The organism is Legionella steigerwaltii, from assembly GCF_001468065.1.
Taxonomy (GTDB): domain Bacteria; phylum Pseudomonadota; class Gammaproteobacteria; order Legionellales; family Legionellaceae; genus Legionella; species Legionella steigerwaltii.
On the sequence record NZ_LNYZ01000038.1, the window covers coordinates 66,247 to 91,142 of the forward strand.

Sequence of the window (24,896 nt, forward strand, 5' to 3'; positions counted from 1 at the left end):
GCAATGGAACTCTCTTGGACCACTTTTTCATTAGAACTCATTAATTTTCTTATTCTCATTTGGATTTTGAAACGCTTTCTTTATGCGCCCATACAAAAAACCCTATTAGAACGAAAAAAAAGAGTGCAGGAACAATTAGAGACTGCGGAAACACGGCACAAAGAAGCAACGCAATTGCAAACAACCTATGAACATCGTCTTAGCGATTGGCAACAAGAGAAAGTAACTCTGCAAAACGAGTGGCATGAGGCGATGGAACAATGGAAATCGGAAGAAAGACTCAGATTTGAACAACAATTAAGCCAAGAAAAAGAACAGATTTTTTCCCATGAAATGCAAAAAGTCTCAACCCTCATTGAAAACAATGCCAAAGAAGCGTTTCTATTGGCTGGGAAATTTGCTGAAAAAGTGTTAATCCCTTTTGCGGATGCCCATCTTGAAGAAAAAATCATTGAAAAAACCATCAAGGATCTGAATCATGTTCCGATAGAACAATGGCAATGGCTCCATACTGTGCCTGAAGATGAGACCGTTGCGATACAAACGGCTTACCCCATCAAAGAACATCAGAAACAAGGGCTCTTGCAAGTCATTGAACAGTTGGCGCCTAAAAAACGTACCGTCTCTTTTACGGAAAATCCGAAGCTTCTCGCCGGATTAACCCTGCAAATTGGCCCCATGTGCTTGCAAGCCAACCTTCGTGATGAATTAAAATTCTTTACAGAGACAAAAAATGAACTGGCCTAACCCCCCTTCTTTTCTTGAGAAGCAACGACAACGCCTTGAGCGCTATCAATTTCAAATCAAGGTATCCGAACAAGGGCAGGTGGCTTCTGTTGGAGATGGTATTATTTGGATTAAGGGCTTACCAGGAGCGACCATCGATGAAATTCTTATTTCAGAGGATGAGTGCTGTATCGCTATGGTGTTCCACCTCACCGAAGAGCTGGTTGGCGCTGTGATGCTGGTACAAACCCAAAAGTTAAAGGCAGGCACCCTTATTTTTCCTCTGAAACGCGTATTGAGTATTCCTGTAGGCGATAAACTGCTTGGGCGGGTGATTGATCCTTTAGGTCATCCATTAGATGGCGGTGAGATTCCTTCCTATGAAGAACAAGGACTACTGGATAGGTTATCCCCACCTATTCTTCACCGCGACTTTGTGAATCGGCCATTGTACACAGGAAATAAGATGATTGATAATTTAATTCCTATTGGAAAAGGACAAAGGGAGTTACTTATCGGGGATAATGGGCTTGGTAAAAGTGCTTTGGCCATTGACATTGTGATGAATCAAAAAGATAAAAAAGTGTATTGTGTCTATGTGTTGATTGGCCAAAAGCGTTCCACAGTGAGCACTACCATACAATTATTAAAAGAAGCCAAGGCATTGGACTATACGACGGTTGTGGTAGCCCAAGCGACGGCCTTACCAGGATTACTTTATCTGGCTCCTTTTGCAGGGTGCGCCATTGCCGAACACTGGATGAAAAAGGGCTTTGATACCCTGGTAGTCTATGATGATTTGAGTGCTCATGCCAATAGTTATCGTGAACTATCCCTTTTACTGCGTAGACCTCCTGGTCGTGAAGCGTTTCCTGCTGACATTTTTTATCTGCATTCCCGTTTATTAGAGCGCTCCACCTGTCTTTCCCCGGCCATGGGTGGTGGCAGTATGACGGCGTTGCCTATTATCGAAACCAAAGAAGGGGAAATGGCCACTTATATTCCTACGAATCTCATCTCAATCACCGATGGGCAAATCTTTTTTGATGAATCCTTATTCTCTTCTGGATTTCTTCCAGCCATTGATATCACCAAATCGGTCTCCCGAGTCGGTGGTAAAGCGCAGCATCCGCAAATTAAAAAAGAAGCCGGTCGAATGAAACTCGATTACCTGCAATTTCTTGATTTGGAACTGTTCACTCGCTTTGGGGCGAAACTGGATGCCAAAATGCAACAGCAGATTCAAAAAGGGCGAATTTTAAGAGAAATTCTGAAACAAGAACGGTTTTCATCATTACCCATTGAATTTCAACTCGCATGGCTTATTGCTTACAATGAGGGCTTCTTTGACGAATCGAATTTAGAAGACATCCCCAAAATCCTCAAAAAAATAGAGGAAGAAATAAAACAGAGCAATTGGTCATTGGGAAGGCCACGAGAACAATGGGAAAAAGCGATAAAAGAATGGCTAATGGCATAAACTGACCCATTATCCATTCCAAAGTAATGAGTCTCATTGATCACTTGGAAGGTTTTATGACGAAGCGAATGAAACTAAAAGAACATCTTCATACTTTAGAAGAAATTAGCCACATTATGACGGCCATGAAAAATCTCTCTTTAATTGAACTAGGCAAAATCACCCAATGTCTTGTCCTGCAGGACCACGTCATTAAAACCATTCGTGAAGTGAGCCATGATTTTTTAAGTTTCTATCCCATGCCCCCCAATCAACAAGGGAATCTCCCCTTAGTTTCTATTCTTATTGGCTCAGAGCGAGGCTTTTGTGGCTCTTTTAATGATCATGTGCTTCATCAGTTAGAAGCGCACAAAGAGCAACATTCTGAATTGGAACCTGCACTCATTCTTGTAGGGCATAAACTGACATTAAGAATGGCTAATGATTCTCGTGTCATGGCAACAATCGATGGACCCAATGCCATTGAAGAAATCCCAGCCGTGATTTCAAACGTGTTAACCACGTTAGAAAAAGCCTTATTGCAAAGAAATAAAACATGGCATTCTTGGCAATGGGCTATTCTCTTCAATGAGGAAGAGCACAATCAAATTCAAGTAAAAACCTGGCAGCCCTTTAAAGAATTGGATACAAATCCTGTGCCTCCTTTTTCTGTACCACCCGTTTTGAATGTACCCAAAGAGCAGTTTTTCGCTGATCTGGTGGAGCATTATTTACTTGCCATGTGTTATTCGATTTTTTATCAATCGTTTTTTGCGGAGAATCATCAACGACTTGTTCATTTAAACCAGGCATTAGATCGCTTAGAAAATAAAAAAAATTCATTAACCAATCGACTCAATTTACTGCGCCAAGAAGAAATTACTGAAGAAATTCAGAATATTTTACTTAGCGTAGAAGCGATTGTTGGTCGTTCTCTCACTTAAAAATACCCAGGGAAACCCTCACATCGCCTCTTTATGAGGTCGTTTTCTTATGGGGGCTACAGACGACTATTAGTTTCAACTGCCCTGGTTTCGATTCCCCACGGCATAAGGCCTTGTATTTTTCCTGTCCCGAAATGGCGATGAGTTCGAGAGCGATTTGATCTTTATCATCATAACCTAGGATAAACTGTTGTTTTTCATCCGTGACCACTGAGAAATGTCCTCTGGGATACCCATAATAGTAGATTTTGATGATTAATGTGGCTTTTTTAAGCAGGATATTTTTTATAGGAGAGATCTTTGAGTACTCCACCGAAAAAACACCATTTCGATATTGGGCTAACGAAACCGTCGTCAATAAACTCAAGACCACACACCCTAATAGAACCATCCACCTCCTCGCCATTGGGAATTCCTCCATCCTGGCGCCATCCTGTTCACTACTGTGTCTGAATTGGCGCTTAACCGATTGCTCCCAGTAAGGTTATCAAAGCGAGCTTTCCCTTCACTTTTTTAAGATTCACATAGGACATCTCTTAAAAAAGCTTCTATTATAGAATAGACGGAAACCGCAAAAAAGAGCAAATAATGTACTGATTTGGCTGAGTTTCTAATCCATGCAATGAATTGCCGCACGAATTCATAGGCATACCCTTTTGAGTTATTGGAAATTTGTTACAGAATATGGGATAAACTACTATGAGACGGAAAAACAAATCATCTCAGCTTAAAATACAAGAGGGTCTTTTAGTGAATAAGAAAGACTCTCGTGCGGACTGCTCCACTTAAAACCATGTCATGAATCGACAGTTTAAGTGAGCTTTGGAGGGAACGGATGCGGTTTCAATACATTAAAAAATTTATCCACCTTCGATGGATTCAAACCTTATCCATTTCGTTCCTGTTGGCGGTGGCTTCTGTCTCCTTTGCACAAACCACAACGGAAGAGCATGCCGCACATCACCCAGGAGGCGAAAAAGAGAAAGAAGGCGAGGGAATGGGTGGTATGATGAAAAACATAGGGACTCCCTCTAAGGACCTTTATCCCTCTTTAATGAATTTACCCACATTATCCCCCGAAAAACGCCTTGCAATTCAACAAATGGCACATCAACGCATCACATCTGGCATTGCGCTCATGAAAGGTGGGCTAAACGAGCTTTTGTCCGCAGCCAACAAGAACAATTACGCTAAAATGCAGGAGGCCTTAGAGAAATTACGGGAAGGGATTGCACAATATGAGAGTGCACTGGCCGCACTTCGCGCCCTTTCTGAAGGAAAAAATCCCAGTGACATCGCATTGCAGTGGTTTAAACGTGAAATGAATCTTCTTCCAAGTAGTCCACAAGCCAGGAATGTCTTAGGGGGGCCTTTTTTTCATTTAACGATTATCGCCCTATTTGGTCTGTTTTTTTTGGTCATGATTTGGATGTATTTTTTCAAAATGAGAAGAGCTGCTGCTTTGCTCGATCGCTTAACGAAACAAAATGCGGCTGCTCCTTTGGATGACTCACCCCAATCTTCAAAAGCAGCTGAACCAACCCCTTCCTTGTCCGTAGAGCCCATTAAGCCCTCTCAAGTTTCTAAAGTGCCATCAGAAACCACAACCACTGCTCCAGCTACCTGTTGTCCTGTTCATAAATGTCCCGTTCCCCAATTTCCAGTCATGCGATCGCTCACCGAACCGGAAGAGAAATGGGAAGGAACACTTCGTGTTTGCCGTATCTTTCAAGAAGCACCAGAAATCAAAACGTATCATTTGGCCTCACTCCATGAGGTGGCGTTGCCATTTACCTATTATCCTGGCCAGTTCATTACGCTCACCGCAGTGATCAATGGTAAAACGGTAAGACGCAGTTACACCATGGCGTCCACCCCAACCCAATTGCATTATTGTGCCATTACGGTCAAGCGGGAAGAACAAGGCTTGTTTTCCCGTTATTTGCATGACGAAATTAAGGAAGGAGATGTACTGGAAGTGATGGGGCCTAATGGTAAATTTACTTTTACTGGTGAAGAGGCAAAGAGTATCGTATTGATTTGTGGCGGGGTTGGTATTACCCCGATGATGAGCATCATCCGCTATCTCACCGATATTGGATGGCACAATGACATTTATTTGCTGTACTGTTGTCGCACAACGAGTGAGTTTCTCTTTCGCGAAGAATTAGAGCAACTTCAAGAAAGATACTTAAATCTCCATGTGTATGCGTCGATGCTGCGCTCAGAGGGAGCCGTTTGGATGGGGTTACAAGGCCTATTCACCAAGAATATCATCAGCCATCTTGTCCCTGATATTGCCTCTCATCGTATCCATGTTTGTGGTCCTCCTGCGATGATGGATGCCATCCTTGCTATCTTAAAAGAACTTAACGTGCCTGCTGATTTGATTCTAACGGAAGCGTTTGGACCAGAAAAGAAACCAGCAATAATCCAGGAAGACATGGATGCCATCAAAGCCGATACCCGTGCGATGATTTCTTTTCGGAAATCTGAAAAAATGGTTCCAATTCTTCCAGACCGTACCCTTCTTGAAATCGCTGAAGCCAATGGGATTGCTATTGATTATGCGTGTCGAACCGGGCAATGTGGGTTATGTAAAGTGACATTGCTGTCAGGAGAGGTGACCATGGCCTGTGAAGATGCTCTTTCCAAGGAAGACAAACAACAGGGGCTTATCTTAGCCTGTCAGGCCAAAGCGACAAAAAATATTGAGGTGGATGCTTAATGAATGCGCAAGGACGTTTGATGGTTTTGGGCTTAGTACTGTTCATGCTTATCACATGGCTAGGCTTTGCAGTCCATACCTCTTATCGTTTTGCCGGGAGTTTTTGGGGTGGTGTTTTTGGCGTGAGTGGCTCGATATTGATGCTCATACCCCTACTCTACCTCTTTATTAAGCGCATTTCATTTTTGAAAAATTGGGTAACACGGTACGTGTCCATGAATACCCTGTTGTCATGGCATATTTACACAGGCATTATCGGCTCTATTTTAGTCTTGATTCATACAGGGCATAAATTTAATAGCGCTTTAGGTATTGCTTTGACTGCTATGACGCTCATTGTCACGCTCAGTGGTTTTATTGGCCGTTATCTCATGGGCTTTATGACTCATGAAATCGATGAAAAAAAGACAATCTTGATGGGATTACAAAAGCAATACCAAATCGTGGCTCAAGAATTACAAGCAAGCGCACCCTCTAAGCAAAACATCGGGAAATTACACCTGATGACAGCTCGCTTTCTTTCCTGGTTGCTTGAAGACACCGCATTGGATGGTCAGCTAATCAAGTCAGCAGAAGTCCGCGTTTTGTGCTTGGCGGATGCCATCTCTGAGCTGGAATACGCCATTCGTTTTCACGAGCACTTCAAGCGCCTGTTTCAAAAATGGTTAACGTGTCACATTATTACCGCACTGGTATTGTATGTTCTGCTGGGTCTGCACGTGTGGTCTGGAATTTATTTTGGATTAAGGTGGTTTCAATGAAGCTTCGCTGGGCTACATTCGCTGCCCTTACCGTGATAGCGGCACTGTCTTTTCTGGCCTATTACCTGTCTTATCATGGAGAGGAGGAGAGCAGCTTGACTCACTTGGTCGAGTGGCAAAGAATGGCAAGCCCTGGAGAACTTTCCAAGGCTCACTCTTTTCTTAGTCACAACTGCACTGCGTGTCATACCCCAGTCAAAGGAGTTGAGGCCGTGAACTGCATCGCCTGCCATGCCAACAACGAATCTCTGTTAAAACGCCAACCGACTTCATTTCATGCCAACATAGACGGCTGTGTCGCGTGTCATAGAGAGCACCAGGGCAGAACAGCACGCATCACTCAGATGGATCACAATGCTTTGGTTTCATTAGGATTGCAGCAACTTAAAACCTTTTCAAATGCAAATGATGATGAAGAGCAGTTGATTATTAATCAGGTTATGCTCTTTTTAGAGCAGAATGAATCCAATAGGCCCACATTACGGGTCAACCCCCAGTTATCACCTCAAGAACAGACTTTACGCTGCGCCTCGTGTCATCAAAACAAGGACAAGCACTTTAAGTTATTTGGCGACGATTGTTCTGCTTGTCATGAAACGGCTCATTGGAGCCTCTCTGAATTTAGGCACCCATCCCCGAGCTCCATGGATTGTGCTCAATGCCACCAAGCGCCACCCAGTCATTATATGGAGCATTTTAATATGATTTCAAAAAAAGTGGCTCATGAGCATGAAGCCCGTGTAGATCAATGTTTCCTTTGCCACCAAACCACTTTATGGACTGATATTAAAGGGGTTGGGTTTTATAAGCATCATTGAGGTAAGGTTTAGCCCTATTAGTGCCTTTATTCTATTTTTGTTCTTAAGCTCACCTCTGCTCTATGGCATTGTTTATTCAAAATTCACTACTCTTTTTGTATCCAGTTTTGTGCCATAAATTTGTTATGCACTGACTGAGCTATTGATTGGATGATTGATTATGACTCGACGTTTGATGGGGCATCGTCATGTGCATACTCGCAGGCGTTTGAATATATCCCTTATACCAGTATACAGTGGCATAATAACCACTACAAATCATTCCTAAAATCGCAAAAATAACGATGAGCCAACCAAAAACTTTTGCCAGCGAAATACCGAGACCCTCGTTGCGTGAAGCCCAGACGACCAAAATAATACCAAGTGCTATAGCAACCAAAGATAACATCTGAGCGGTATGGAATATAAAGGCTTCACCTTGTATCATTGGCATCTGGAAATAACCGGCATACCAGTACTTAATACTGTAATAAGTACTGCATAATTCCCCTAAAACCCCAATAATGACGATGAGCCAGCCAAATACTTTGCTTAATCCAGTACTGCTCCCTTCATTACGTAATGCCCAAACTACCAACATAATCCCAAGCGCTATTGCGATAAGGCCGAGCATTTCGGCACTGTGAAACATAAACATCATGGCGCATCTCCTTTAATCTTATTTTGCTTACTCAAATGAGGTATAAATCCAGGAGTCATTGCAGCGTAGCGTTGATACTCCTCACCAAATTCGGCCAAGACTTCTTTTTCTTCTCTACGCGCGAGACGAACATACATATAAACCAGTATAGGAAACATGATTAAGGTCAGAATGGTTGGCCATTGCAGTAAAAAACCAATCATTACCAGAATAAATCCATCGTATTGCGGATGACGAATTTTGGCATACAGCCCACTGGTGGCAAGTTGATGCTTCTTTTGAGCATGATAAAGAGTACCCCAGGCCGATGCAATCATCCAAAGACCACCGATAATGAAGACAAAACTTAAGATATGAAAAACATCAAAATGAGGATCACCTTTCAAGCCAAGCAGGGTATGGAGTAAATGGCCACTGTCATGACCGTATAAATCCATTCCAGGATAATATTTAGAAAGCCATCCCGACAGTAAATAAATGGTTAAAGGAAAACCATACATTTCAGTAAAATAGGCAACCACAAAGGCAGAGAAAGCCCCAAGGGCACGCCAGTCTCGCCTTGTCTTAAACGTGGTAGTACAACTGTAAGCAAACAAAATGAAAATCGCCGAATTGACAATGACCAATAACCACAAACCATAAGCATACGAAGTATGTTCCATGTCGATTAATCCTTATTCTCAGAAGAATCATTGTCCTTACTATCCGATTTATGGTGATGCTCCTCTCCATGCCCTCCATGTCCTCTATGCATAAACAGATGCATTAGTGGACAGAGTAAGACTAACAGCAAAAAAGGCGAAGCCCCAAGAAAACTCGCAATGTGAGCACCATGCTCTACAATCAAGAAATAGCCAATAATCCCAATAATGACGATGGCCACCATGCCAGAAGGAGAACTCCAAAAGCGCATCTCTTTTTGTGGTTTTGGTGGCTGTGGGTGATGCTTAGGTTCAGGCGACATGATGTGCCCTCCTTTGCTCATTAATTTTTATTAGTATAGACCATCTTGATAAAAGATTGCGCCACTAAAGTAGCACCTTATAAATTGTTCAAATATTGAACTAAAGTGCTCTCTTGTCTATACTGAAAATAATAAGTATTGGATTTATAGTAGTTTAGAATAGCGCAATCACATCCTTTACAAGGAGCGGCAATATGTATAGACCGGGCACATACTTGACACATGTCCGGGGACATAGCTGACACTTTACAATAAGCATATTGGTTAAAACAGGAGACCCAATATGCCTTGGAAAGAGGCTACAGTTATGTCCCAAAAAAAGCAGTTTGTTATAAGAGCTTTAAAAAAGGAAATCTCGTTTAAGTCACTTTGTGCAGAGTTTAAAATAAGTAGAGAAACAGGCTACGAGCTATTACGTCGTTATAAAAAAGAGGGGTTAAAGGGATTAGAGCCACTGTCTCGAGCACCTCAACACATCCCACATAAAACTCCACGAGCCGTTGAAGAACAGATAATTAAGATAAGAGTTCAACATTCTAGCTGGGGAGGAAGGAAGATATATAGTCATCTCTTGGAGCAAGGTATAAAGGGCTTACCTAAGCCAAGTACTATTAGTGATATTTTGAAAAGAAATGGCTATATTTCCGAAGAAGAATCATTAAAACGTCAAGAGCTTGGTCGATTTGAAAGAGAGCATTCTAATGACTTATGGCAAATGGATTTTAAAGGAAAATTTCGACTAGCTAACAAAGAGGTGTGCTTTCCTTTAACTATTTTGGATGATCATTCTCGCTTTTCAATCTGCATTCAAGCCTGTCCTAATGAACAGTATTTAACAGTGAAAAATCGTCTTATTGAAACGTTTGAACAATATGGATTACCAAAACAATTTAATGTTGATAATGGTAATCCCTGGGGAAACTCAAAATTGTTTAAACATACTAAACTTACCGTGTGGTTAATGCGTTTAGGTATACGTGTAACTCACTCACGACCTAGACATCCTCAAACCAATGGCAAACTAGAGCGCTTTCATCGTACCTTAAAAAAAGATGTATTAACCCAACACATTATTACTGATTTTAAGCATGCTCAATTTCTCTTCAATGAATGGCGAGAAATTTATAATTATAAACGCCCTCATCAAGCTATAGACATGCTTGTTCCGGCTAAAAAATATCAACCCAGCCAACGTGCTATGCCTCATCAATTAGAGCCTTTTGAGTATTGTGATGATGCGATCGTTAGAAAAGTGCGTGGCAATGGACGCATCAGTTATAAAGGACAGGAATACCCTATGGGGGAAGCGTTTGCAGGGCATGATGTTGAACTCAAACTCAACCCTTTGGGTGAACAGTTCGACATCTACTTTGAGAGATTTAAAATTTATACGTATAATTTATTGAGCTAATGTCTCCTTTAGCTCAATAAATTCTGTCAACTATGTCCCCGAACAGTGTCAGGGATGTACCCGGCTATACAAATATGTGGACTTTAAAGACGTTGAAGCGGTTTGTTGCTGTAGCCGCTTTGATGGGCTCAACTGCTGTAGCTGCTGCCTTTGATACCTCAGTTAAAAATGATTCCCAATTAGGTTCTATGATATTGGCTGCCAGTGTCCATCATCCACCTCATTGGACACCTCATGGTGGACATGGTAAGTGGCATTGGGATGGACATAGATGGCATTGGATTCAATACCACTACAAGTGGCATCATAACTGGCATCAAAATTGGCATCACGGTGGACAAGGTGGACACGGCTGGCAAGGCGGGCATGGCAGCGGACATTAAGAAGATGGGAACTCATTCTCTTGATGCGTGAGTACTGTATTAACATGTTGTTAAGAGGTTTTTTTGTGCTAAATATACTCAGTCAGATAAATCAGTCACCGTCATAAAGACGTGAGGAAGGACCTGCTATTCTTTGGGGAGAGTAAGCCTAATATCCCAATCAACACCAATAATCAATGAGTCCCAGTAAGAAGAGACATGAAATTCAAGCAGGATAACTCTCCTTATAGGCTTAGACTTCAATTTGAAAAATATCCGCGAGTTCCTTGGGCCGTAACTGCTTTATCGTATCGACTCAAGGCATGAATGTAAGCCGCTTGCCGCATATCTGTTTGATATTGTTCCATCATCTGCCAAATATTCTTGAATTCACGGGATATGATAGTCTGTAATTCTTCTTGAACTTTTTCCATAGTCCAATAATAACCTGATTTATTTTGCACCCACTCAAAATAGCTTACGATTACCCCACCCGTATTGGCTAATATATCGGGTACAATTAATAGTCCCTTTTTCTGCAATAGTGCATCGGCCTCTAAGGTTATTGGACCATTTGCAATTTCAACGATTATGGGCGCCTTAATTCTTGCTGCATTTTCTTGGGTAATTTGATTTTGTGCAGCAGCTGGGATAAGTAAGTCGACATCGAGTTCCAATAATTCTTCATTCGTGATTCTGGCTTCCTTCGCAAGGTCACAAATAGACTTTTTGCAATAGATAGACTGCAGTTCTTTAGAGTTATTTTTTATTTCAATCATGCGAGGTATATCGATGCCTTTGGTATTATAAATTCCCCCTTTCGAATCACTTATTGCAACAATTTTATAGCCATTGTCATAAAGCAGCTTAGCGATACTTTGTCCCGCATTACCAAATCCTTGAACAGCAACTCGTAGCTCAGAAGACTGCCATTTTTTCTTTTTTTCAAGAATTTTAATGCAATAGTAGGCACCTAGACCGGTCGCACCCTCACGTCCAAAGCTCCCTCCCAAAGGAATAGGCTTACCTGTGATTACCGCTGGACTATTTTGCCGAACAATGATGGCATACTCATCCATCATCCAGCCCATGATCATCTCATTGGTATACATATCAGGAGCAGGGATATCTTTGTCTGGCCCAATAAAATCTGCTATTAACTCAATATAGCTTCGACTTAATCGCTCCAATTCCATGCGGGATAACTGTTTTGGATCAACAATTACCCCACCTTTTGCGCCACCAAAGGGGATGTCAACGACAGCGCATTTTATTGTCATCCATAATGCAAGAGTTTTCATCTCGTCTAAATCCAATTTTGGATGAAACCGTATTCCCCCTTTCATAGGACCACGGCTGTCATTATGATGGACTCGATAAGCTTGAAAAATTTTTAATTCACCATTATCCATCCGAACCGGGAGAGATACTTCCAGACAGGATTTAGGGTGTTTCAGTTTCTCTAAAGCTTCAGGGTCAATACGACAAAATGAAGCAGCCTTATCAAGCCGTGAAAGAGCATCTAAGTACATACATTCCTCCAATTAGTGCATTCACGAGGTTTCTTCTGAACAAACCACGAGTACTAATTATTTGTTATTTGGCCTACTCTGAACTCAAAATAATTTCAACCCCATGAGCAAGAACGTGGGCTTAAACAGATGCTTTTATCTAGTGCACTAGGACTCCAGTATCTAGGTATCAGCAACTCACGTGACTGTTTAAAAAAGAACAGCAACTCCTAATGTGATTGTATCTTGAGTGGTAGCCTCTCCCTGACTTCGAAGAATCCTCTTAAGAGCACCGTATTCTTCATCATGTTCGTACTCTGTAAAAATATTAAGCCCTGGCTTAATACGATAATAAGGTCTAAGGATATAACGCATTTGGTTTAAGCCATTGCCAATTTCATTTTTGACTACAGTATGAGTAGCCAAAATGCTGCGAATTCCTGTGAGGAAGAAGAAGTTATTGGTCAGCTGGTTAGCCCGAGCCAACTGAATGTCAAACTTCACGCTGCCATCACGGTAATAGGTTCTAATGTTGGTATCAATGTAATAAGGCATCACCCCTTCAATACCAATACCAGGTTGCCAATAAGGGCCTCCCGGGCGATAAAAATAATTGACCCCACCTTTAACAGCCCAAAACTGACTAATCAAATGCCAATAAAACACATCGATGTCCGCATTTTCAACGGATCCTTTATAAATTTCCGCATCCTCAGTATACAACTGGAGCTTATTGTAATCTGGGCCATAGAGGCCTCTAAAAGACATTTCCTGAGCATTATGAAAAGGATCTTCACCCAGCTCGATATAGCTTGAGCGATAGAAGCCTTGATGATGCCCTGCGGGGTGTTTGATGAGCGCAGTATCCAGCGGCATGACTTCGTCTTCTCGTACGATAGGTCGATTGATGTAGGCTTGCTGAACAGCGTAATGCTCTGGCTTTCGAGTGCCGTTGGCAATCTCAATGATGGTGGTGTATTGAAATACGCGTGCCATGCCCGCCGTCATGTGCAGAAGATGGTGGCAATGGAAAAACCACTGACCGCTGGCTTCAGTATCAAAATCGGCAACGGCAGTCGCCCCTGGAGGGACTTCAATGGTATGTAGTAACGGATCGTAAGCCCCATGACCATTGCGTAAAATAAACCAATGGCCATGAATATGCATGGGGTGACGCATCATCGAATTGTTGGTAAAAATAATCCGATAACGCTTTCCTGGCTCAATCAGAATCGGCTTGGCCTTGTATTCCGGTAAGCCATTAATAAACCAGATATAACGGTCCATGTAACCAAACAATTCCATTTTAATAATCCCATCGACTGGTATATTCGGGTTGTTGGTTTTCACTGCTCCTTTTAACTCTTGATATTTGGTTCCTAGGGTGCTGGCTTTTGCTGAATCAGCCGGCTCTATCTTATCGCCTATGATGGTCGGCTCAATGGGCATCTTCATGTTCATGGAATCATTCATCGACATGCCCTGCTCCATAGGCCCATCAGACTTCATGTTCTTATTCATAGACATATCATTAGCAGAGTTAGACGTCTTACTCTGGCTCATTGCGCTATGATTCATGTCCGGCATAGCCATGCTCTTGTTCATTGCGGTCGATGAGGAGTCAGATTTCATTTGAGCAGCGTTAGACGTCTTATTCTGGCCCATTGCCCCATGATTCATGCCCGACATGTCCATGCTCTTGTTCATTGCGGTCGATGAGGGGTCAGATTTCATTTGAGCAGAGTTAGACGTCTTACTCTGACTCATTGCGCCATGATTCATGCCCGGCATGTCCATGCTCTTGTTCATCGAGGTCGATGAGGATTTGGACTTCATTGATGCGGTGTGTGCGGAATGATTGGATGCATTGTCCATTTTCTTTTGGGCAGTCATGGAGGACATCGAGTGATTAGCACTTTGCGAACTCATTGTCTTGGAGTGCGAAGGCATAGTCATGGAAGGTTTCATTGCCGGTGATGATGTTTTTTTGTTCATCAAGGCGTGTTGTTGATTTCCACTCATCGCCCCGCCATTCATAGACTGCATCATATTGGCCATCATTTCTCTTGTGACAGGAAGTGGCTCAGGGAAAGGAGTCACTTGCTGATAGTTGACGACTTGATTAGGATGGGTCATTAAGGCCCCATAGACTTTACCCAGAGTATCAATCGACTCGGCATAAATAATGTAAGGCTTGTTTTTTTGAATGGTCACCAGGATATCATAGGTTTCACCCGGTGCAATCCAAAAATCCTCAATGGGATAAGGGTCCACATCATTTCCCTGAATGTGCACCATGTCCACTTTGGCATCAGGGATTTTGACCCGATAAATGGTACTTGCACCTGCGCCAATGAAGCGTAGCCGCACCGTATCCCCTACTTTCACAGGAGCAGTCCAAGGATGCGATTTAGGATGACCATTTAATAAATACGCATCATACGCCACATCACTTAAGTCATAGATGCTCATACGCATTTGTTGCATCATTTTATAATCGGCGATTAATTTTTTTCGCTCTTCAGGAGAGGCGTTACGATAATCATGAAGAAATTTCATGAGTGAGGGTTGCAGGGGAAATCGAGGACTGTAATAGTCGCCGTCTTTTTTTAAATTCGCAAGCACTTGTTCCGCAGGGGTGTTGCTCCAATCGGATAACACCACCACATAATCTTTGGTGTAGTGATAGCTTGGAGGATTGGGTGGATCAATAATAAAAGTCCCATACAAACCTTCTTGTTCTTGAACCTTGGCATGGGCGTGGTACCAATAGGTCCCCCTTTGGTACAGTTTAAAGCGATAATGGAACACCCCTCCAGGCGGAATTGGTTTTTGACTCACCTCATCCACCCCGTCCATTTGCCAAGGGACTAAAAGACCATGCCAATGAATGGACGTTCCCTCATCCAAATGGTTGTACACATTGATGGTGACATCATCCCCTTCTTTAAAATGCAGAGTCGGTGCTGGAATTTGCCCATTGACGGCAATAGCGCGTCTTAGTTTGCCTGCAAAATTCACCGTTTTATAAGCGACTACCAAATTAACCGTACGCTTTGCTCCACCTGTCATAGTGAGCGGTTTCACTGTTCTGACAGATTGTTTTTTAGCGATAGGTTGTTCCATTTTGTATTGTGCAGGTTTCGATTGAGACGGTGTAGTCTTGGGAGAAGGTAACGGTTGTGTTGAAGCACCATGTTGCTCATGCTGGGCAAACAAAGCAGAAGAACTGAGCAGTAAAAAGGAAAAAATGAAGCAATAGTTCCTTATCGAACAACGCAAGTCCTTATGTACCATGTTTGTATCCTTCCATAAAAATTGTATTAATGCGGCGATACCGTCTGTTTTGCTTTGACAGGTAGAACACCATACCCATACCGATAGACTAATTCCGCTCCATACCAAGCCGTCGTAAGCAACAGCACTTGCACCAGGAACAATACCATTAAGAAAATCAGCGTCGGTTTTTGGCGTTTAATATAACGCCAAACCACCCAGAAAGCCATAAGTAAAATGGCACTCGCGCTACCGAGTGCCCAGTTGCGGTGAATCACTTTTACGGCATGCACCATAGCCCCATGTTTCACCGTATAAAAAGCATAAAACCCAGCGGACACCGTGGTCACCGTGCTTAATGCGGCCAGCCATAAACACCAACGAGCTACTATTTCCAATTCGACAATCAAGGGCTTGGTGTTCCAATGAGTGTAAGAAGCTAGGTAGATTAGGGCATAAAGAATCACCGAAACAGTAAATAAGGCCACAGTAAAATGGACAAAAATGGGGTGCCAATTGGGGATAATTTCTATCATGGTCGATGCGTTCCTTATTCCAGTTAGGGAACCAACATCCCATTCCCTCGTTTCTTCTTATAAAAAAATAGCCAAATGGCTATTCGGTTAACCCCTTTTAATTTCTTATTTTTGTCAATTGAATCGTTATCCGTTATGCTAAATGCCAAAGATGGAAATAGCAACAATACACCCTGTTGTTTTTTAGTCGTTGGCAAGGACAAGAACAATCATTTTGAAGGAATGATTATGAACGCTAAGGATTGTTTTACAGAGAATGACTACGAAGAAAAAACTAAAGAAACTAGCCCTCTTTTTGATGAGAAAGAGGGTCATGAAGCCAGGGATTTAGAGAATGAAATGAACCTTGACGAGGAGTTTGATGCCATACGCTCCATGAATTAGCTTCCTCGCCTGTTAATCAGGATCCTTATAGAGCGCTTCAAACCAATTCGTCATGACATCATTACGCATGATTCGGACCAATTCCAACGAATCCCTCATCATCTGCGCAAAATCATGCTCTATTTTTTTAAAACAATTGTTCTCTGTGACCATGCGACGATTGGCTTGAACGGGTGGGCCTAATCGTTCGATTGCTTTCATCAACGGATTCACTTTTTCAGAAAACACATAGCGACTAAAGCGCATGGGATGAGTTTTCTCAAGCCACCAGGATAAGAACGGATTACTTAAGCCTTGTACCAAAGATTGCGTTGTTTTTTGGTAAATCGAATCATTGGCTTCGGATGTTTGGCGAACCTTGTCAAACGGCTCTGTGGAGCTCGTTGTGCAAAGCTCTGTGAGTTCACGCTCTTCAAAACGCACATGATATTGTTCTTTACTGCAATCGGGATCGCCCGTTGGGTTAATAATCATCATTTCATAAAGCCCCGGCGGCAATTGCTCAATGGCATCACTATGCTCTAAAATGGCGCGATGGTGCAAACGAACGACTTTAGCTGAGACAAAAATCCCTAAATGCCCAACGGAGGGGTGAAGAAGATAAACGACTCGCTGTTTGGCTTTTTTCAATGCGTGTGTCGTAGGATAAATCGTCCTTATCCAATGCAAAGCCTGCCTCGGTGGGGTAATTTGATCGCCTTGGGATGCAAAAAGAACGATGGGACTTCGAATGCGTTTCAAATCGTAAACACATCCTTTATGAATTGGCATTTCACCACGCTCCAATTGATTGCCAATAAAAAGTTGAGTCACTGTCGCCATTATCTCTTCTTGGCTAAATTGGTAAAAACCATTCCACCAGCGTTCAAACTCTAAAAATCGCTCACGTTCTGCATCGATTTCATCAAATAAACCATAATACTTATCCCAAATGGCCGTGGTGGGATTGAGTAACTCAAAATTAGAGACCAACCAGGCCCCATCCAATATCCCTTCTTTTAAATCCGATAGAAAACGGGCACTCCAGGCACCACCCAAGAGCCCACCCAATAATTGCATGGGATTGGCTTCTTCTTCACTATTGGACCAATAAGAAACCGGAGAACCATTCATGACCGTCAAGCCAACCGATCCCACACAATCAGAAGCCAATAAGGCCAGCATCCAACCGGCTTGGCAATTGCCATAAAGAATGGGGGCTTTGCCTTCATGCCAGGCTTGGACTTGTTCAACAAAATGGCGCAAAGTCATCAGGACATCGGCGAGCGTTTGATGAGGCACAGGATTAGGATAAAAAATAACAAAGTACACCGGATGACCACTGTGCAGGGCAATGCCCACTTCAGAGTCCCGTTTAAACCCACCAATCCCTGGCCCATGGCCAGATCTGGGATCCACAATAATAACTGGATGAGCATTAGGATCAAAACATTCCTCAAAACACACATCGCCGACTTCAAGAATCTTAGCCAACGCATAATTCGTTTTGGGTTCCAATGAGTTCCCATCCAAAACGAATTCGTATTTAAAATGAAGCAGGGGTGGCAACCCTTGTTGTTCGTGCTCCATCATGTTATTGGCACGTTCACGTAACGTATCGCAAAACAAAATAGAACGCTGCCAAAAATCCAGTTGATAAGAAAAAAAATCATGCCCCATTTGATAAGGCGAGTCGATGTCTTGCTTGTCCATGTGTCACCACCATCCTGAATCATCCACATCTTATCTATTGTGGACTAGGAATAAGATTTTTACAAAAAATGTTTTCTCCATCGGATGACCGATATCATCAAGATACCGTGGAGACAACGACTGCTCAAGGAAGTAATTAAAGGGAATTAATTAATACAAAATCAAGTCTCAACCGTTTGTTGTTGGGCAGTAGATAATCTATTATGGTACTCAATCATTTGATAAAGAAGAATCTCATGAACAAGATAAATTTTCTATTCTATTTATTAACCATGCTCGCCATATCCTTTGTCACCCTGGGTCATGGAACTACTGAGACCACAGAGAATGCGAACCAAACGAAACACATGTATCGTGGTTCCTCGATTACTCGTGAAGAGTTAACCCAAGTTGCGGATTTATCCTCGGCACGGGATCAAAAAGGCAATCCCGTGACCTTAGAAGAAGAAAGCTACTCGATTGGCTCTTTTACAAAAGGCACGGTGACTATCGTTCCCAAAAGCGGGAAAGCGGACGAGGTCATTACCTTGGATTTAAAACCCAATTAATACATAAAAATCTGATCTTGCTCAATAGGAGCTGAAAATCCACTAGTCGCTTTGTACGTCATGATGTCTGTGCCTCTGAAAAGGGCCATTTGCTTCTAAAGCCTCGTTGCTTAAGGCGACAGTAATTGACAAATAAACCTCGAGCAACACCCTACACCATGACTCATTCCTTGATTAATTAGGGGCATCTGAAGGATACAAAGCACGCAGCTGCGCCAACACTTTTTGTAATTTTCCCCAGTTGACTTCAGTCCCTTTTTTATCATTGGCATCGCCTGATTTATCAAGACGAGTGGCCAATTGACTGACGTAGCTTAGATTTTGCTGCAGTGTTTTTTTCTGTTCCTCTGACAAATTCGTGCTTAACGCAGGTAATGCGTTGACTAAATCACGAATGGCAAACGCATGTTGGTGAATGGAGGTTAAATCATCACCACGGAGCACTTGATTCATCGATGCCGCATGCTTATCTATTGCCTCCCAAAGGGCTGGAATCGTTTTGGGAATGGATTTCGTTGGCTCCTCAGTAGAATTAGCCATTGCTTGAGAATACCCAAAAACCAGCAAAACACTGGCGATAAGCCCCAACCAAAAATGGCTTTGTTGTTTCAAAGTCGTGTGTTTCATTTTTTTTCTCCTTGCTCTGTTTTATCCTTTTGTCTTCGCTTTTCTCGCCATGCTTCCATGGCATTATAGACTGTAGGTACCACTAACATATTGAGTACCGTAGAAGTCAATAATCCCCCCAAAAGCACCTGAGCCAAAGGGCGCTCCAATTCCTTACCCGCAGGCGAACCCCACAACAAGGGAATTAAGCCCAGGGCTGCTGTGGCAGCAGTCATTAATACCGGCACCAAGCGGTCCATAGTGCCATTAATAACCACTTGTTCCCGAGTTTTTCCCTGCAATCGCAGTTGGTTGTAATGACTCACTAAAATGATTCCATTTCTCGCAGCAATTCCAAACAGCGTAATAAATCCAATCATGGCCGCCACACTCATCTCGCCACTCACCAAAAACAGAGAAATGACCCCGCCAATGAGTGCCAAAGGCAAATTAAACATCACCAATAACGCTTCTCTAAACGTGCCAAAGGCTTTATGCAACAAAATCAACATAATAAAAATCACCAAGCCACCAAAGACCAAAATCACTCGAGAGGCTTGTTGCTGACTTTCAAATTGGCCGCCGTATTGAATAAAATAACCGGTGGGGAGTTTGATTTTTTCCTGTACTTCTTGTTGCACTTCGGCAATCACGCTGCCTAAATCGCGGCCCTGTACATTGAACGAAATCACTAACAACCGCTGCACGTTCTCACGATTAATGGCAAAAGGTTGCGGTTCCAATGCAATCTCTGCCACAGCTCGCAATGGGATTTGTGCATTGCTGTCTTCTCCTACGCCATGAGCATCGATCAACATGTTTTGAATGTCCTTGACGCTGTCACGTCCTGGTTTATCCATGCGCAAATACAAATCAAACGTTCGTTGCCCTTCTAAAACACTGGAAACACTCACTCCATTCAAAAGCACCTGTACGTCTTCCGAAATCTGTCCCACATTGACCCCATAGCGCGCTGCTTTTTCGCGATCAAGTTGAATCACCAATTGGGGTACTTTAATCTGCTGCTCCTTATTCACATCCACCACCCCGGGTACTGATTGTAACAAAGCCTCCATCGATTGCCCTAATTCATTGAGGGTGGATAAATTATCCCCAAAAATCTTAACGGCCACTTGAGCTCTTACCCCAGAAAGCACTTCATCCATACGATGAGCAATAAACTGTCCCACATTAAACACAGCACCTGGAATATTGGCCAAATCGGCCCGAATTCGACGCAGCAATTCATCAGGCCTCATGGACTTGTCTTTATCAAAGTTAAGACGCACATCAAATTCACTGATGTTAGGGGGTAGAGCATCTTCATCCAATTCACTGCGCCCTGCCCGCTGCGCAATGGAAATTACTTGCGGATAGCGAAGTAATGCTTTTTGCACTTGTTGTCCTAAACGCATGGATTCATCCAGTGAGGTTCCCGGCAAGGTACTCATCACGACAATAAAGTTGCCCTCATGAAACTCCGGTAAAAAGGAAGTACCAAAAAAAGGAAGTAAGGCCAGGGCAAAGACAAAAGCCGATAAAGCAAACGCAAGAACCGTTTTGCAGTGTGAGATAGACCATTGAAGTGCCGTTAAAAAATGTTTTTTAAGCCACAAGACAAAGCGAGTTTCGCGCTCTGCCTCATGGTTACTTTCCTGTTCTACCGCATAATGCCGTTCCTTTTGCGACAAAGCATGCAAGCTCACTTCGGCATCGTGTTGTTTTTCTTGACGACGTACTAACAACAGATAGCATAAGGCGGGTACCATGGTGATGGAGACCACTAAAGAACCTAACACTGAGGCAATATAAGCAATCGCTAAAGGACTAAAAATGTTCTTGGCAATACCTGACAAAAAGAAAATAGGTAAAAAGACCAGACTAATGATGATTGTGGCATAAACCACGGAACTTCGAATTTCCAAAACCGCATCAAAAACCACTTGCATGGTGGGTAAAGGATGGGCTTCCTGACGATTAATTCGTAAACGATGCACGACGTTTTCAACGGTAATGATGCCGTCATCGACCACCTCACCAATGGCAATCGCCATACCGCCTAAAGTCATGGAATTAATACCAATGCCAAAATAATGAAGAACTAAAATACCGACCACGAACGAAACCGGCATGGACAAAAAGGTAATCAATGAAGCACGCCAGTTCATCAAAAACACAAAAAGAATGGCGATAACAATCACAGCGCCTTCAAGGAGGGCACGAGTTAAATTGTGAATGGCGGATTCAATAAAATTGGCTTGACGAAAGACATTAGTCCTTAAGGTCACGTCGTGAGGTAGGGACTTTTTAATTTCAAAAAGTGCTTTTTCGACGTTCTCTGTGGTCGTGACCGTATCGGCTCCATAGGCTTTAGAAATAGTCCCAATCACCGCATGTTCTGCATTATAAGACGCATCACCCCGCTTAATTTCACCGCCAAAAGCAACGTTTGCCACATTATTAATGGTAATAGGCACGCCATTACGAACCACAATCAGTGTTTTTTTGATGTCATCCAGTGTCTTAATCCGCCCAACAGTACTGACTACGAATTCGGTTCCTGCCTGATGGACAAAAGCACCAGGCACATTTTGATTCGCAGAAGTCAGTGCTTGTCGCACGTCTTCGACCGTGATTCGATAAGCCAACATGCGCTCAGGAATGAGGCGTACCTGGTATTGCTTGACTTCCCCACCAAGGGATACCACAGAAGCCACACCACCTAATGCTAAAATCCGGGGACGAATTGTCCAATCCGAAATGGTGCGCAACGTTTCAGGACTTGCCGTGCGACTCATCAACGCGTATTTCACGAGCCACCCCACAGCCGACGTAACCGGTAACATGATGGGTGACGCAACACCAGGAGGAAGGCGATTCACTACTTGTTGAATGCGTTCATTCACCAACTGGCGATTGCGGTAAATGTCGCTCTGATCGTCAAACACCACCGTAATGGTGGAAAGCCCCACGGACGTTTTAGAGCGCACACTGACAACGCCTGGCGTGCCATTAATCGCACTTTCCAAAGGATAGGTAATTAAGGTTTCCACATCTTGGGTCGCCATGCCAGGCGCTTGGGTTTGTACCACCACTTGGGGTGGTGCAAATTCAGGAAACACATCCACCGGCATTTGTTTTAGGGTATAACCACCCAGCAAGCAAAAAATAATCGTTAACGCCAAAATTAAGGGGCGATTATGTAAAGACCAGGCGATGAGGTGAGTAAACATTTAATGAGGCTCCTCTTGGCCTGAAGGCGGTTTACTGCCTCCACTGAGCCACAGAGTATAAATCTCGCGATTGCCTTGAGTGACAACGAGGTCACCGGGGACTAGGCCGTCTGTAATTTCGGTGTAGTCATCATCCACAGCACCTACTTTAACAGCGAGGCGATCATAAATATCCCCATTTTGCACAAAAATAAATTGCTCGCCATCCGCCTGCAACACGGCCGCATTGGGTACGGTAAGTGCTGCCTCATTACGCGTTAAAATCACATTGGCGCGTACAAACATCCCAGGCTTAAGGAGCCCATCCTTATTGTCCAAAGTAATTCTCACATTGACGGTACGAGTTAATGCGTCGAGATTGGGCTCAATTAAAGTCACTTGTCCTGCAAATACCTTCTTGGGGTAACTTAAGGCATGAGTATTCACTTCTTGCCCTACTTTAACGTTACCTAAATCTTCTTCATACACTTGGGCTATGACTAATAATTTATCGCGATTGCTGATGTGAAAAAGAACGGTGTTCGGCTCAACGGCTTGGCCTAAATTAATGTTACGCGCATCAATGATGCCTGCAATTGGGGCCGTGACCGCAACACTTGGTGGGGGATTACCCACTAATCTTGATTGCACTGTGGCTAAGCGTTGTCCTGTCTTGACGCTATCCCCTAAATTCACATCAATGGCGGTCACACTCCCACTAATCCGAATGCTGACATCCGCTTGCGCATCCGGTAACAATTGAACTTGGCCATTCAAACCCAGCAATTGCGCCATAGGACGATTGGTTGCTTCCACCACCTTGATGTCCAGCATTTTAGTTTGTGCTGGTGTTAAATGAACTGGGCCTTTGGCTCCTCCCTCACTCACTTCAATTTCTTCTCCATGGGCAAAGCACCCTTGAATAGGAACGAGTAGACTAAGAAACAGACTAATTAATGCCATTCTTCTCATTCGCTGCCGCCATCTCATTTGCTATCCCCATTCCTTTGATACGCTAAATAAGGGCAAAACCCATTGGTTTTACCAGGACCAATAGCCGTACATAAAGCCACATACACTTGCAAATATTTTTCTAAAGTATTGAGATAAGTCGTTTGCAAATCATTTTGTTGTTTTTGTACTTGCAATACATTCAAAAAAGAAATTTGTCCGCTCTCATAAGAATCACGCGCCAGTTTGACATTCTCAACCGCTAATTTAAGGGAGACCTGTTGCGTTTCTTTAAGACTCATTTGCAGAGCTTTTAATTGCCCATAGTTACTGGTTACTTCCGTCTCAATACTTAAATTCAAAGCACGTAATGCCATCAGGGCTTGGGTTCCTGTGTGACTGGCTTCCAAAATTCGCCCTTGATTACGGTTTAACAGAGGAAGAGGCACAGAAAGCGTAACCCCCAAGGTGCGATCGGCGGGTTGAGGAGGGCCTTCTTCCACCACAATTTTATCTTGTTGCACACCAAGCCCTACCGTCCAATCAGCAAAACGCTCCGCTTTGGCCAAACGGCGATCGGCATTGGCGCGGTGAATCGATAACACAATAGAGTGACGGTCCGGGCGATTTTTAAGCGCCAACGCTTTTAAGAAGGGTAATTTCAGGAGCGTTCTCTCAGCAATGAAATCCATCTTAAGGGATAAAGGTGAATTGGCTTCCCGCCCCATCAATTGATTCAGTAGGGCATATTGATTGATACTAAAACTATGCAAAAGATGTTTTTCTTGCCCAATCCGCAGATACTCAATGCGCGCTGCATTCTCATCCAGCTTTGAAATTTCAGCCGCGTGATAACGGTTGTGGATAACATCGACTAGCTCGTGGTTTATCCGTACTAAGTAATTCACCTGTTGCATGCGACGCTCGGTAATCGCGGCAGCATAAAACGCATTTGCCACTTTGCTACTTAATTGACGCTCCGCGTCCCTAATTTCTGCCATGGCTTTCAACACATCCAAGTGCGCCACGGTCTTTTGTTTCGCAATACGCCCAGAAATAGGAAATGCTTGGCTAAAACCAGCACTGCGTGAATATTCCCCTTCATCATTAAATAAGCGATCGTCGTTATTGGAGAGGTTAAGGCTTGGGTTAGGCCAAAGGCCTGCTTGGAGCAAACGGGCCTTGGCAATAGTCACATTATAGCGCGCCGCTTTTAAATCCTTGTTGTTCGCTAAAGCAATTTGGGTTATTTCTTGAAGAGTCAATGCCTTCCCCGCTGTGGCCAAAGAGGCATACAGCAACAGAAGGATTACCCCATAAAAAAAGCGCCAGACACAATGATGTTCCATAAACAATCGCTCAAGAAG

22 protein-coding genes are annotated in these 24,896 nt (G+C 43.2%); 10 read left to right on the top strand and 12 right to left on the bottom strand.

Annotated elements, in window-relative coordinates; translation table 11 throughout:
• The first annotated feature begins 3 nt into the window (after nucleotides 1-3).
• The 3 genes from Lstg_RS15260 to Lstg_RS15270 are packed head-to-tail and all read left to right on the top strand — an operon-like array spanning nucleotide 4 to nucleotide 3,129.
• Nucleotides 4-747: a F0F1 ATP synthase subunit delta gene (locus tag Lstg_RS15260; protein ID WP_058478497.1), complete on the top strand. Its 744-nt coding sequence runs from the start codon at nucleotides 4-6 to the stop codon at nucleotides 745-747.
• Nucleotides 734-2,206 (top strand): F0F1 ATP synthase subunit alpha, encoded by a 1,473-nt coding sequence (locus Lstg_RS15265; protein ID WP_058478498.1) that lies wholly within the window; start codon nucleotides 734-736, stop codon nucleotides 2,204-2,206. The genes Lstg_RS15260 and Lstg_RS15265 overlap by 14 nt, the downstream gene beginning before the upstream one ends.
• A gap of 56 nt (nucleotides 2,207-2,262) precedes the next feature.
• Nucleotides 2,263-3,129 carry a F0F1 ATP synthase subunit gamma gene (locus Lstg_RS15270; RefSeq protein ID WP_058478499.1) on the top strand — a complete coding sequence of 289 codons (867 nt, stop codon included), beginning with the start codon at nucleotides 2,263-2,265 and terminating at the stop codon, nucleotides 3,127-3,129.
• A 31-nt stretch (nucleotides 3,130-3,160) separates the two neighbouring features.
• Here the strand turns inward: Lstg_RS15270 and Lstg_RS15275 are convergent, their stop codons facing one another.
• Complete coding sequence (locus Lstg_RS15275; RefSeq protein ID WP_058478645.1) at nucleotides 3,161-3,535, bottom strand: hypothetical protein; 375 nt, start codon at nucleotides 3,533-3,535, stop codon at nucleotides 3,161-3,163.
• Between the two features lie 429 nt (nucleotides 3,536-3,964).
• On the opposite strand from Lstg_RS15275, the gene Lstg_RS15280 reads away from it, so the two are divergent.
• Genes Lstg_RS15280 through Lstg_RS15290 form a run of 3 tightly spaced genes read left to right on the top strand, consistent with a single transcriptional unit; the run spans nucleotide 3,965 to nucleotide 7,436 of the window.
• Nucleotides 3,965-5,857 (top strand): 2Fe-2S iron-sulfur cluster-binding protein, encoded by a 1,893-nt coding sequence (locus Lstg_RS15280; protein ID WP_058478500.1) that lies wholly within the window; start codon nucleotides 3,965-3,967, stop codon nucleotides 5,855-5,857.
• Nucleotides 5,857-6,618, top strand: a complete 762-nt coding sequence (locus Lstg_RS15285) for a hypothetical protein (RefSeq protein WP_058478501.1) — start codon at nucleotides 5,857-5,859, stop codon at nucleotides 6,616-6,618. Before Lstg_RS15280 ends, Lstg_RS15285 begins: the two co-directional genes overlap by 1 nt.
• Nucleotides 6,615-7,436, top strand: a complete 822-nt coding sequence (locus Lstg_RS15290) for a hypothetical protein (RefSeq protein WP_058478502.1) — start codon at nucleotides 6,615-6,617, stop codon at nucleotides 7,434-7,436. Before Lstg_RS15285 ends, Lstg_RS15290 begins: the two co-directional genes overlap by 4 nt.
• Before the next feature lie 139 nt (nucleotides 7,437-7,575).
• On the opposite strand, the gene Lstg_RS15295 is transcribed toward Lstg_RS15290, so the two are convergent.
• Genes Lstg_RS15295 through Lstg_RS15305 form a run of 3 tightly spaced genes read right to left on the bottom strand, consistent with a single transcriptional unit; the run spans nucleotide 7,576 to nucleotide 9,040 of the window.
• Entirely contained in the window at nucleotides 7,576-8,076 is a 501-nt protein-coding gene (locus tag Lstg_RS15295; RefSeq protein ID WP_058478503.1) for a hypothetical protein, read from the bottom strand.
• On the bottom strand, nucleotides 8,073-8,738 hold the full coding sequence (locus tag Lstg_RS15300; protein ID WP_058478504.1) for a methyltransferase family protein: 666 nt from the start codon (nucleotides 8,736-8,738) through the stop codon (nucleotides 8,073-8,075). Before Lstg_RS15300 ends, Lstg_RS15295 begins: the two co-directional genes overlap by 4 nt.
• 5 nt (nucleotides 8,739-8,743) lie before the next feature.
• Entirely contained in the window at nucleotides 8,744-9,040 is a 297-nt protein-coding gene (locus Lstg_RS15305) for a DUF2933 domain-containing protein (RefSeq protein WP_058478505.1), read from the bottom strand.
• A gap of 283 nt (nucleotides 9,041-9,323) precedes the next feature.
• Between Lstg_RS15305 and Lstg_RS15310 the strand changes: the two genes are divergently transcribed.
• Both Lstg_RS15310 and Lstg_RS15315 read left to right on the top strand, forming a co-directional pair.
• Entirely contained in the window at nucleotides 9,324-10,451 is a 1,128-nt protein-coding gene (locus Lstg_RS15310; protein WP_058478506.1) for an IS481 family transposase, read from the top strand.
• 74 nt (nucleotides 10,452-10,525) lie between these two features.
• Nucleotides 10,526-10,834, top strand: a complete 309-nt coding sequence (locus tag Lstg_RS15315; RefSeq protein WP_058478507.1) for a hypothetical protein — start codon at nucleotides 10,526-10,528, stop codon at nucleotides 10,832-10,834.
• Between the two features lie 239 nt (nucleotides 10,835-11,073).
• Here Lstg_RS15315 and Lstg_RS15320 read toward each other — a convergent pair whose 3' ends face one another.
• The 3 genes from Lstg_RS15320 to Lstg_RS15330 form a co-directional block, all read right to left on the bottom strand.
• Nucleotides 11,074-12,345, bottom strand: coding sequence for a Glu/Leu/Phe/Val family dehydrogenase (locus Lstg_RS15320; RefSeq protein WP_058478508.1), 1,272 nt, complete (start codon nucleotides 12,343-12,345; stop codon nucleotides 11,074-11,076).
• Between the two features lie 189 nt (nucleotides 12,346-12,534).
• Complete coding sequence (locus Lstg_RS15325) at nucleotides 12,535-15,621, bottom strand: multicopper oxidase domain-containing protein (protein WP_058478509.1); 3,087 nt, start codon at nucleotides 15,619-15,621, stop codon at nucleotides 12,535-12,537.
• 26 nt (nucleotides 15,622-15,647) lie between these two features.
• A complete protein-coding gene (locus Lstg_RS15330; RefSeq protein ID WP_058478510.1) occupies nucleotides 15,648-16,136 on the bottom strand; it encodes a DUF2231 domain-containing protein in 489 nt (162 codons plus the stop codon).
• A 75-nt stretch (nucleotides 16,137-16,211) separates the two neighbouring features.
• Between Lstg_RS15330 and Lstg_RS17755 the strand changes: the two genes are divergently transcribed.
• Nucleotides 16,212-16,520: a hypothetical protein gene (locus Lstg_RS17755; RefSeq protein WP_133129198.1), complete on the top strand. Its 309-nt coding sequence runs from the start codon at nucleotides 16,212-16,214 to the stop codon at nucleotides 16,518-16,520.
• Between the two features lie 12 nt (nucleotides 16,521-16,532).
• Here Lstg_RS17755 and Lstg_RS15335 read toward each other — a convergent pair whose 3' ends face one another.
• The gene (locus Lstg_RS15335; protein ID WP_058478511.1) at nucleotides 16,533-18,212 is read right to left on the bottom strand and encodes a DUF3141 domain-containing protein; all 1,680 of its coding nucleotides are present in this window, start codon (nucleotides 18,210-18,212) and stop codon (nucleotides 16,533-16,535) included.
• Between the two features lie 236 nt (nucleotides 18,213-18,448).
• Between Lstg_RS15335 and Lstg_RS15340 the strand changes: the two genes are divergently transcribed.
• On the top strand, nucleotides 18,449-18,760 hold the full coding sequence (locus tag Lstg_RS15340) for a hypothetical protein (protein WP_058478512.1): 312 nt from the start codon (nucleotides 18,449-18,451) through the stop codon (nucleotides 18,758-18,760).
• 174 nt (nucleotides 18,761-18,934) lie between these two features.
• Here Lstg_RS15340 and Lstg_RS15345 read toward each other — a convergent pair whose 3' ends face one another.
• The 4 genes from Lstg_RS15345 to Lstg_RS15360 are packed head-to-tail and all read right to left on the bottom strand — an operon-like array spanning nucleotide 18,935 to nucleotide 24,878.
• On the bottom strand, nucleotides 18,935-19,387 hold the full coding sequence (locus Lstg_RS15345; RefSeq protein WP_058478513.1) for a hypothetical protein: 453 nt from the start codon (nucleotides 19,385-19,387) through the stop codon (nucleotides 18,935-18,937).
• Entirely contained in the window at nucleotides 19,384-22,599 is a 3,216-nt protein-coding gene (locus Lstg_RS15350) for an efflux RND transporter permease subunit (protein WP_058478514.1), read from the bottom strand. The genes Lstg_RS15345 and Lstg_RS15350 overlap by 4 nt, the downstream gene beginning before the upstream one ends.
• Nucleotides 22,600-23,568, bottom strand: a complete 969-nt coding sequence (locus Lstg_RS15355) for an efflux RND transporter periplasmic adaptor subunit (RefSeq protein WP_058478515.1) — start codon at nucleotides 23,566-23,568, stop codon at nucleotides 22,600-22,602.
• Nucleotides 23,565-24,878: a TolC family protein gene (locus Lstg_RS15360; protein WP_058478516.1), complete on the bottom strand. Its 1,314-nt coding sequence runs from the start codon at nucleotides 24,876-24,878 to the stop codon at nucleotides 23,565-23,567. Before Lstg_RS15360 ends, Lstg_RS15355 begins: the two co-directional genes overlap by 4 nt.
• Between the last annotated feature and the right edge of the window lie 18 nt (nucleotides 24,879-24,896).

Coding starts and splice junctions, on each gene's coding strand:
- Lstg_RS15270 (WP_058478499.1), top strand. CDS start 2,263: ATGACGAAGCGAATGAAACTAAAAGAACATCTTCATACTTTAGAAGAA.
- Lstg_RS15320 (WP_058478508.1), bottom strand. CDS start 12,345: ATGTACTTAGATGCTCTTTCACGGCTTGATAAGGCTGCTTCATTTTGT.
- Lstg_RS15310 (WP_058478506.1), top strand. CDS start 9,324: ATGCCTTGGAAAGAGGCTACAGTTATGTCCCAAAAAAAGCAGTTTGTT.
- Lstg_RS15260 (WP_058478497.1), top strand. CDS start 4: ATGGAACTCTCTTGGACCACTTTTTCATTAGAACTCATTAATTTTCTT.
- Lstg_RS15335 (WP_058478511.1), bottom strand. CDS start 18,212: ATGGACAAGCAAGACATCGACTCGCCTTATCAAATGGGGCATGATTTT.
- Lstg_RS15350 (WP_058478514.1), bottom strand. CDS start 22,599: ATGTTTACTCACCTCATCGCCTGGTCTTTACATAATCGCCCCTTAATT.
- Lstg_RS15305 (WP_058478505.1), bottom strand. CDS start 9,040: ATGTCGCCTGAACCTAAGCATCACCCACAGCCACCAAAACCACAAAAA.
- Lstg_RS15360 (WP_058478516.1), bottom strand. CDS start 24,878: ATGGAACATCATTGTGTCTGGCGCTTTTTTTATGGGGTAATCCTTCTG.
- Lstg_RS15340 (WP_058478512.1), top strand. CDS start 18,449: ATGAACAAGATAAATTTTCTATTCTATTTATTAACCATGCTCGCCATA.
- Lstg_RS15295 (WP_058478503.1), bottom strand. CDS start 8,076: ATGATGTTTATGTTTCACAGTGCCGAAATGCTCGGCCTTATCGCAATA.
- Lstg_RS15355 (WP_058478515.1), bottom strand. CDS start 23,568: ATGAGATGGCGGCAGCGAATGAGAAGAATGGCATTAATTAGTCTGTTT.
- Lstg_RS15330 (WP_058478510.1), bottom strand. CDS start 16,136: ATGATAGAAATTATCCCCAATTGGCACCCCATTTTTGTCCATTTTACT.
- Lstg_RS15275 (WP_058478645.1), bottom strand. CDS start 3,535: ATGGCGAGGAGGTGGATGGTTCTATTAGGGTGTGTGGTCTTGAGTTTA.
- Lstg_RS15345 (WP_058478513.1), bottom strand. CDS start 19,387: ATGAAACACACGACTTTGAAACAACAAAGCCATTTTTGGTTGGGGCTT.
- Lstg_RS15325 (WP_058478509.1), bottom strand. CDS start 15,621: ATGGTACATAAGGACTTGCGTTGTTCGATAAGGAACTATTGCTTCATT.
- Lstg_RS15265 (WP_058478498.1), top strand. CDS start 734: ATGAACTGGCCTAACCCCCCTTCTTTTCTTGAGAAGCAACGACAACGC.
- Lstg_RS15315 (WP_058478507.1), top strand. CDS start 10,526: ATGTGGACTTTAAAGACGTTGAAGCGGTTTGTTGCTGTAGCCGCTTTG.
- Lstg_RS15290 (WP_058478502.1), top strand. CDS start 6,615: ATGAAGCTTCGCTGGGCTACATTCGCTGCCCTTACCGTGATAGCGGCA.
- Lstg_RS15280 (WP_058478500.1), top strand. CDS start 3,965: ATGCGGTTTCAATACATTAAAAAATTTATCCACCTTCGATGGATTCAA.
- Lstg_RS15300 (WP_058478504.1), bottom strand. CDS start 8,738: ATGGAACATACTTCGTATGCTTATGGTTTGTGGTTATTGGTCATTGTC.
- Lstg_RS15285 (WP_058478501.1), top strand. CDS start 5,857: ATGAATGCGCAAGGACGTTTGATGGTTTTGGGCTTAGTACTGTTCATG.
- Lstg_RS17755 (WP_133129198.1), top strand. CDS start 16,212: ATGGCTATTCGGTTAACCCCTTTTAATTTCTTATTTTTGTCAATTGAA.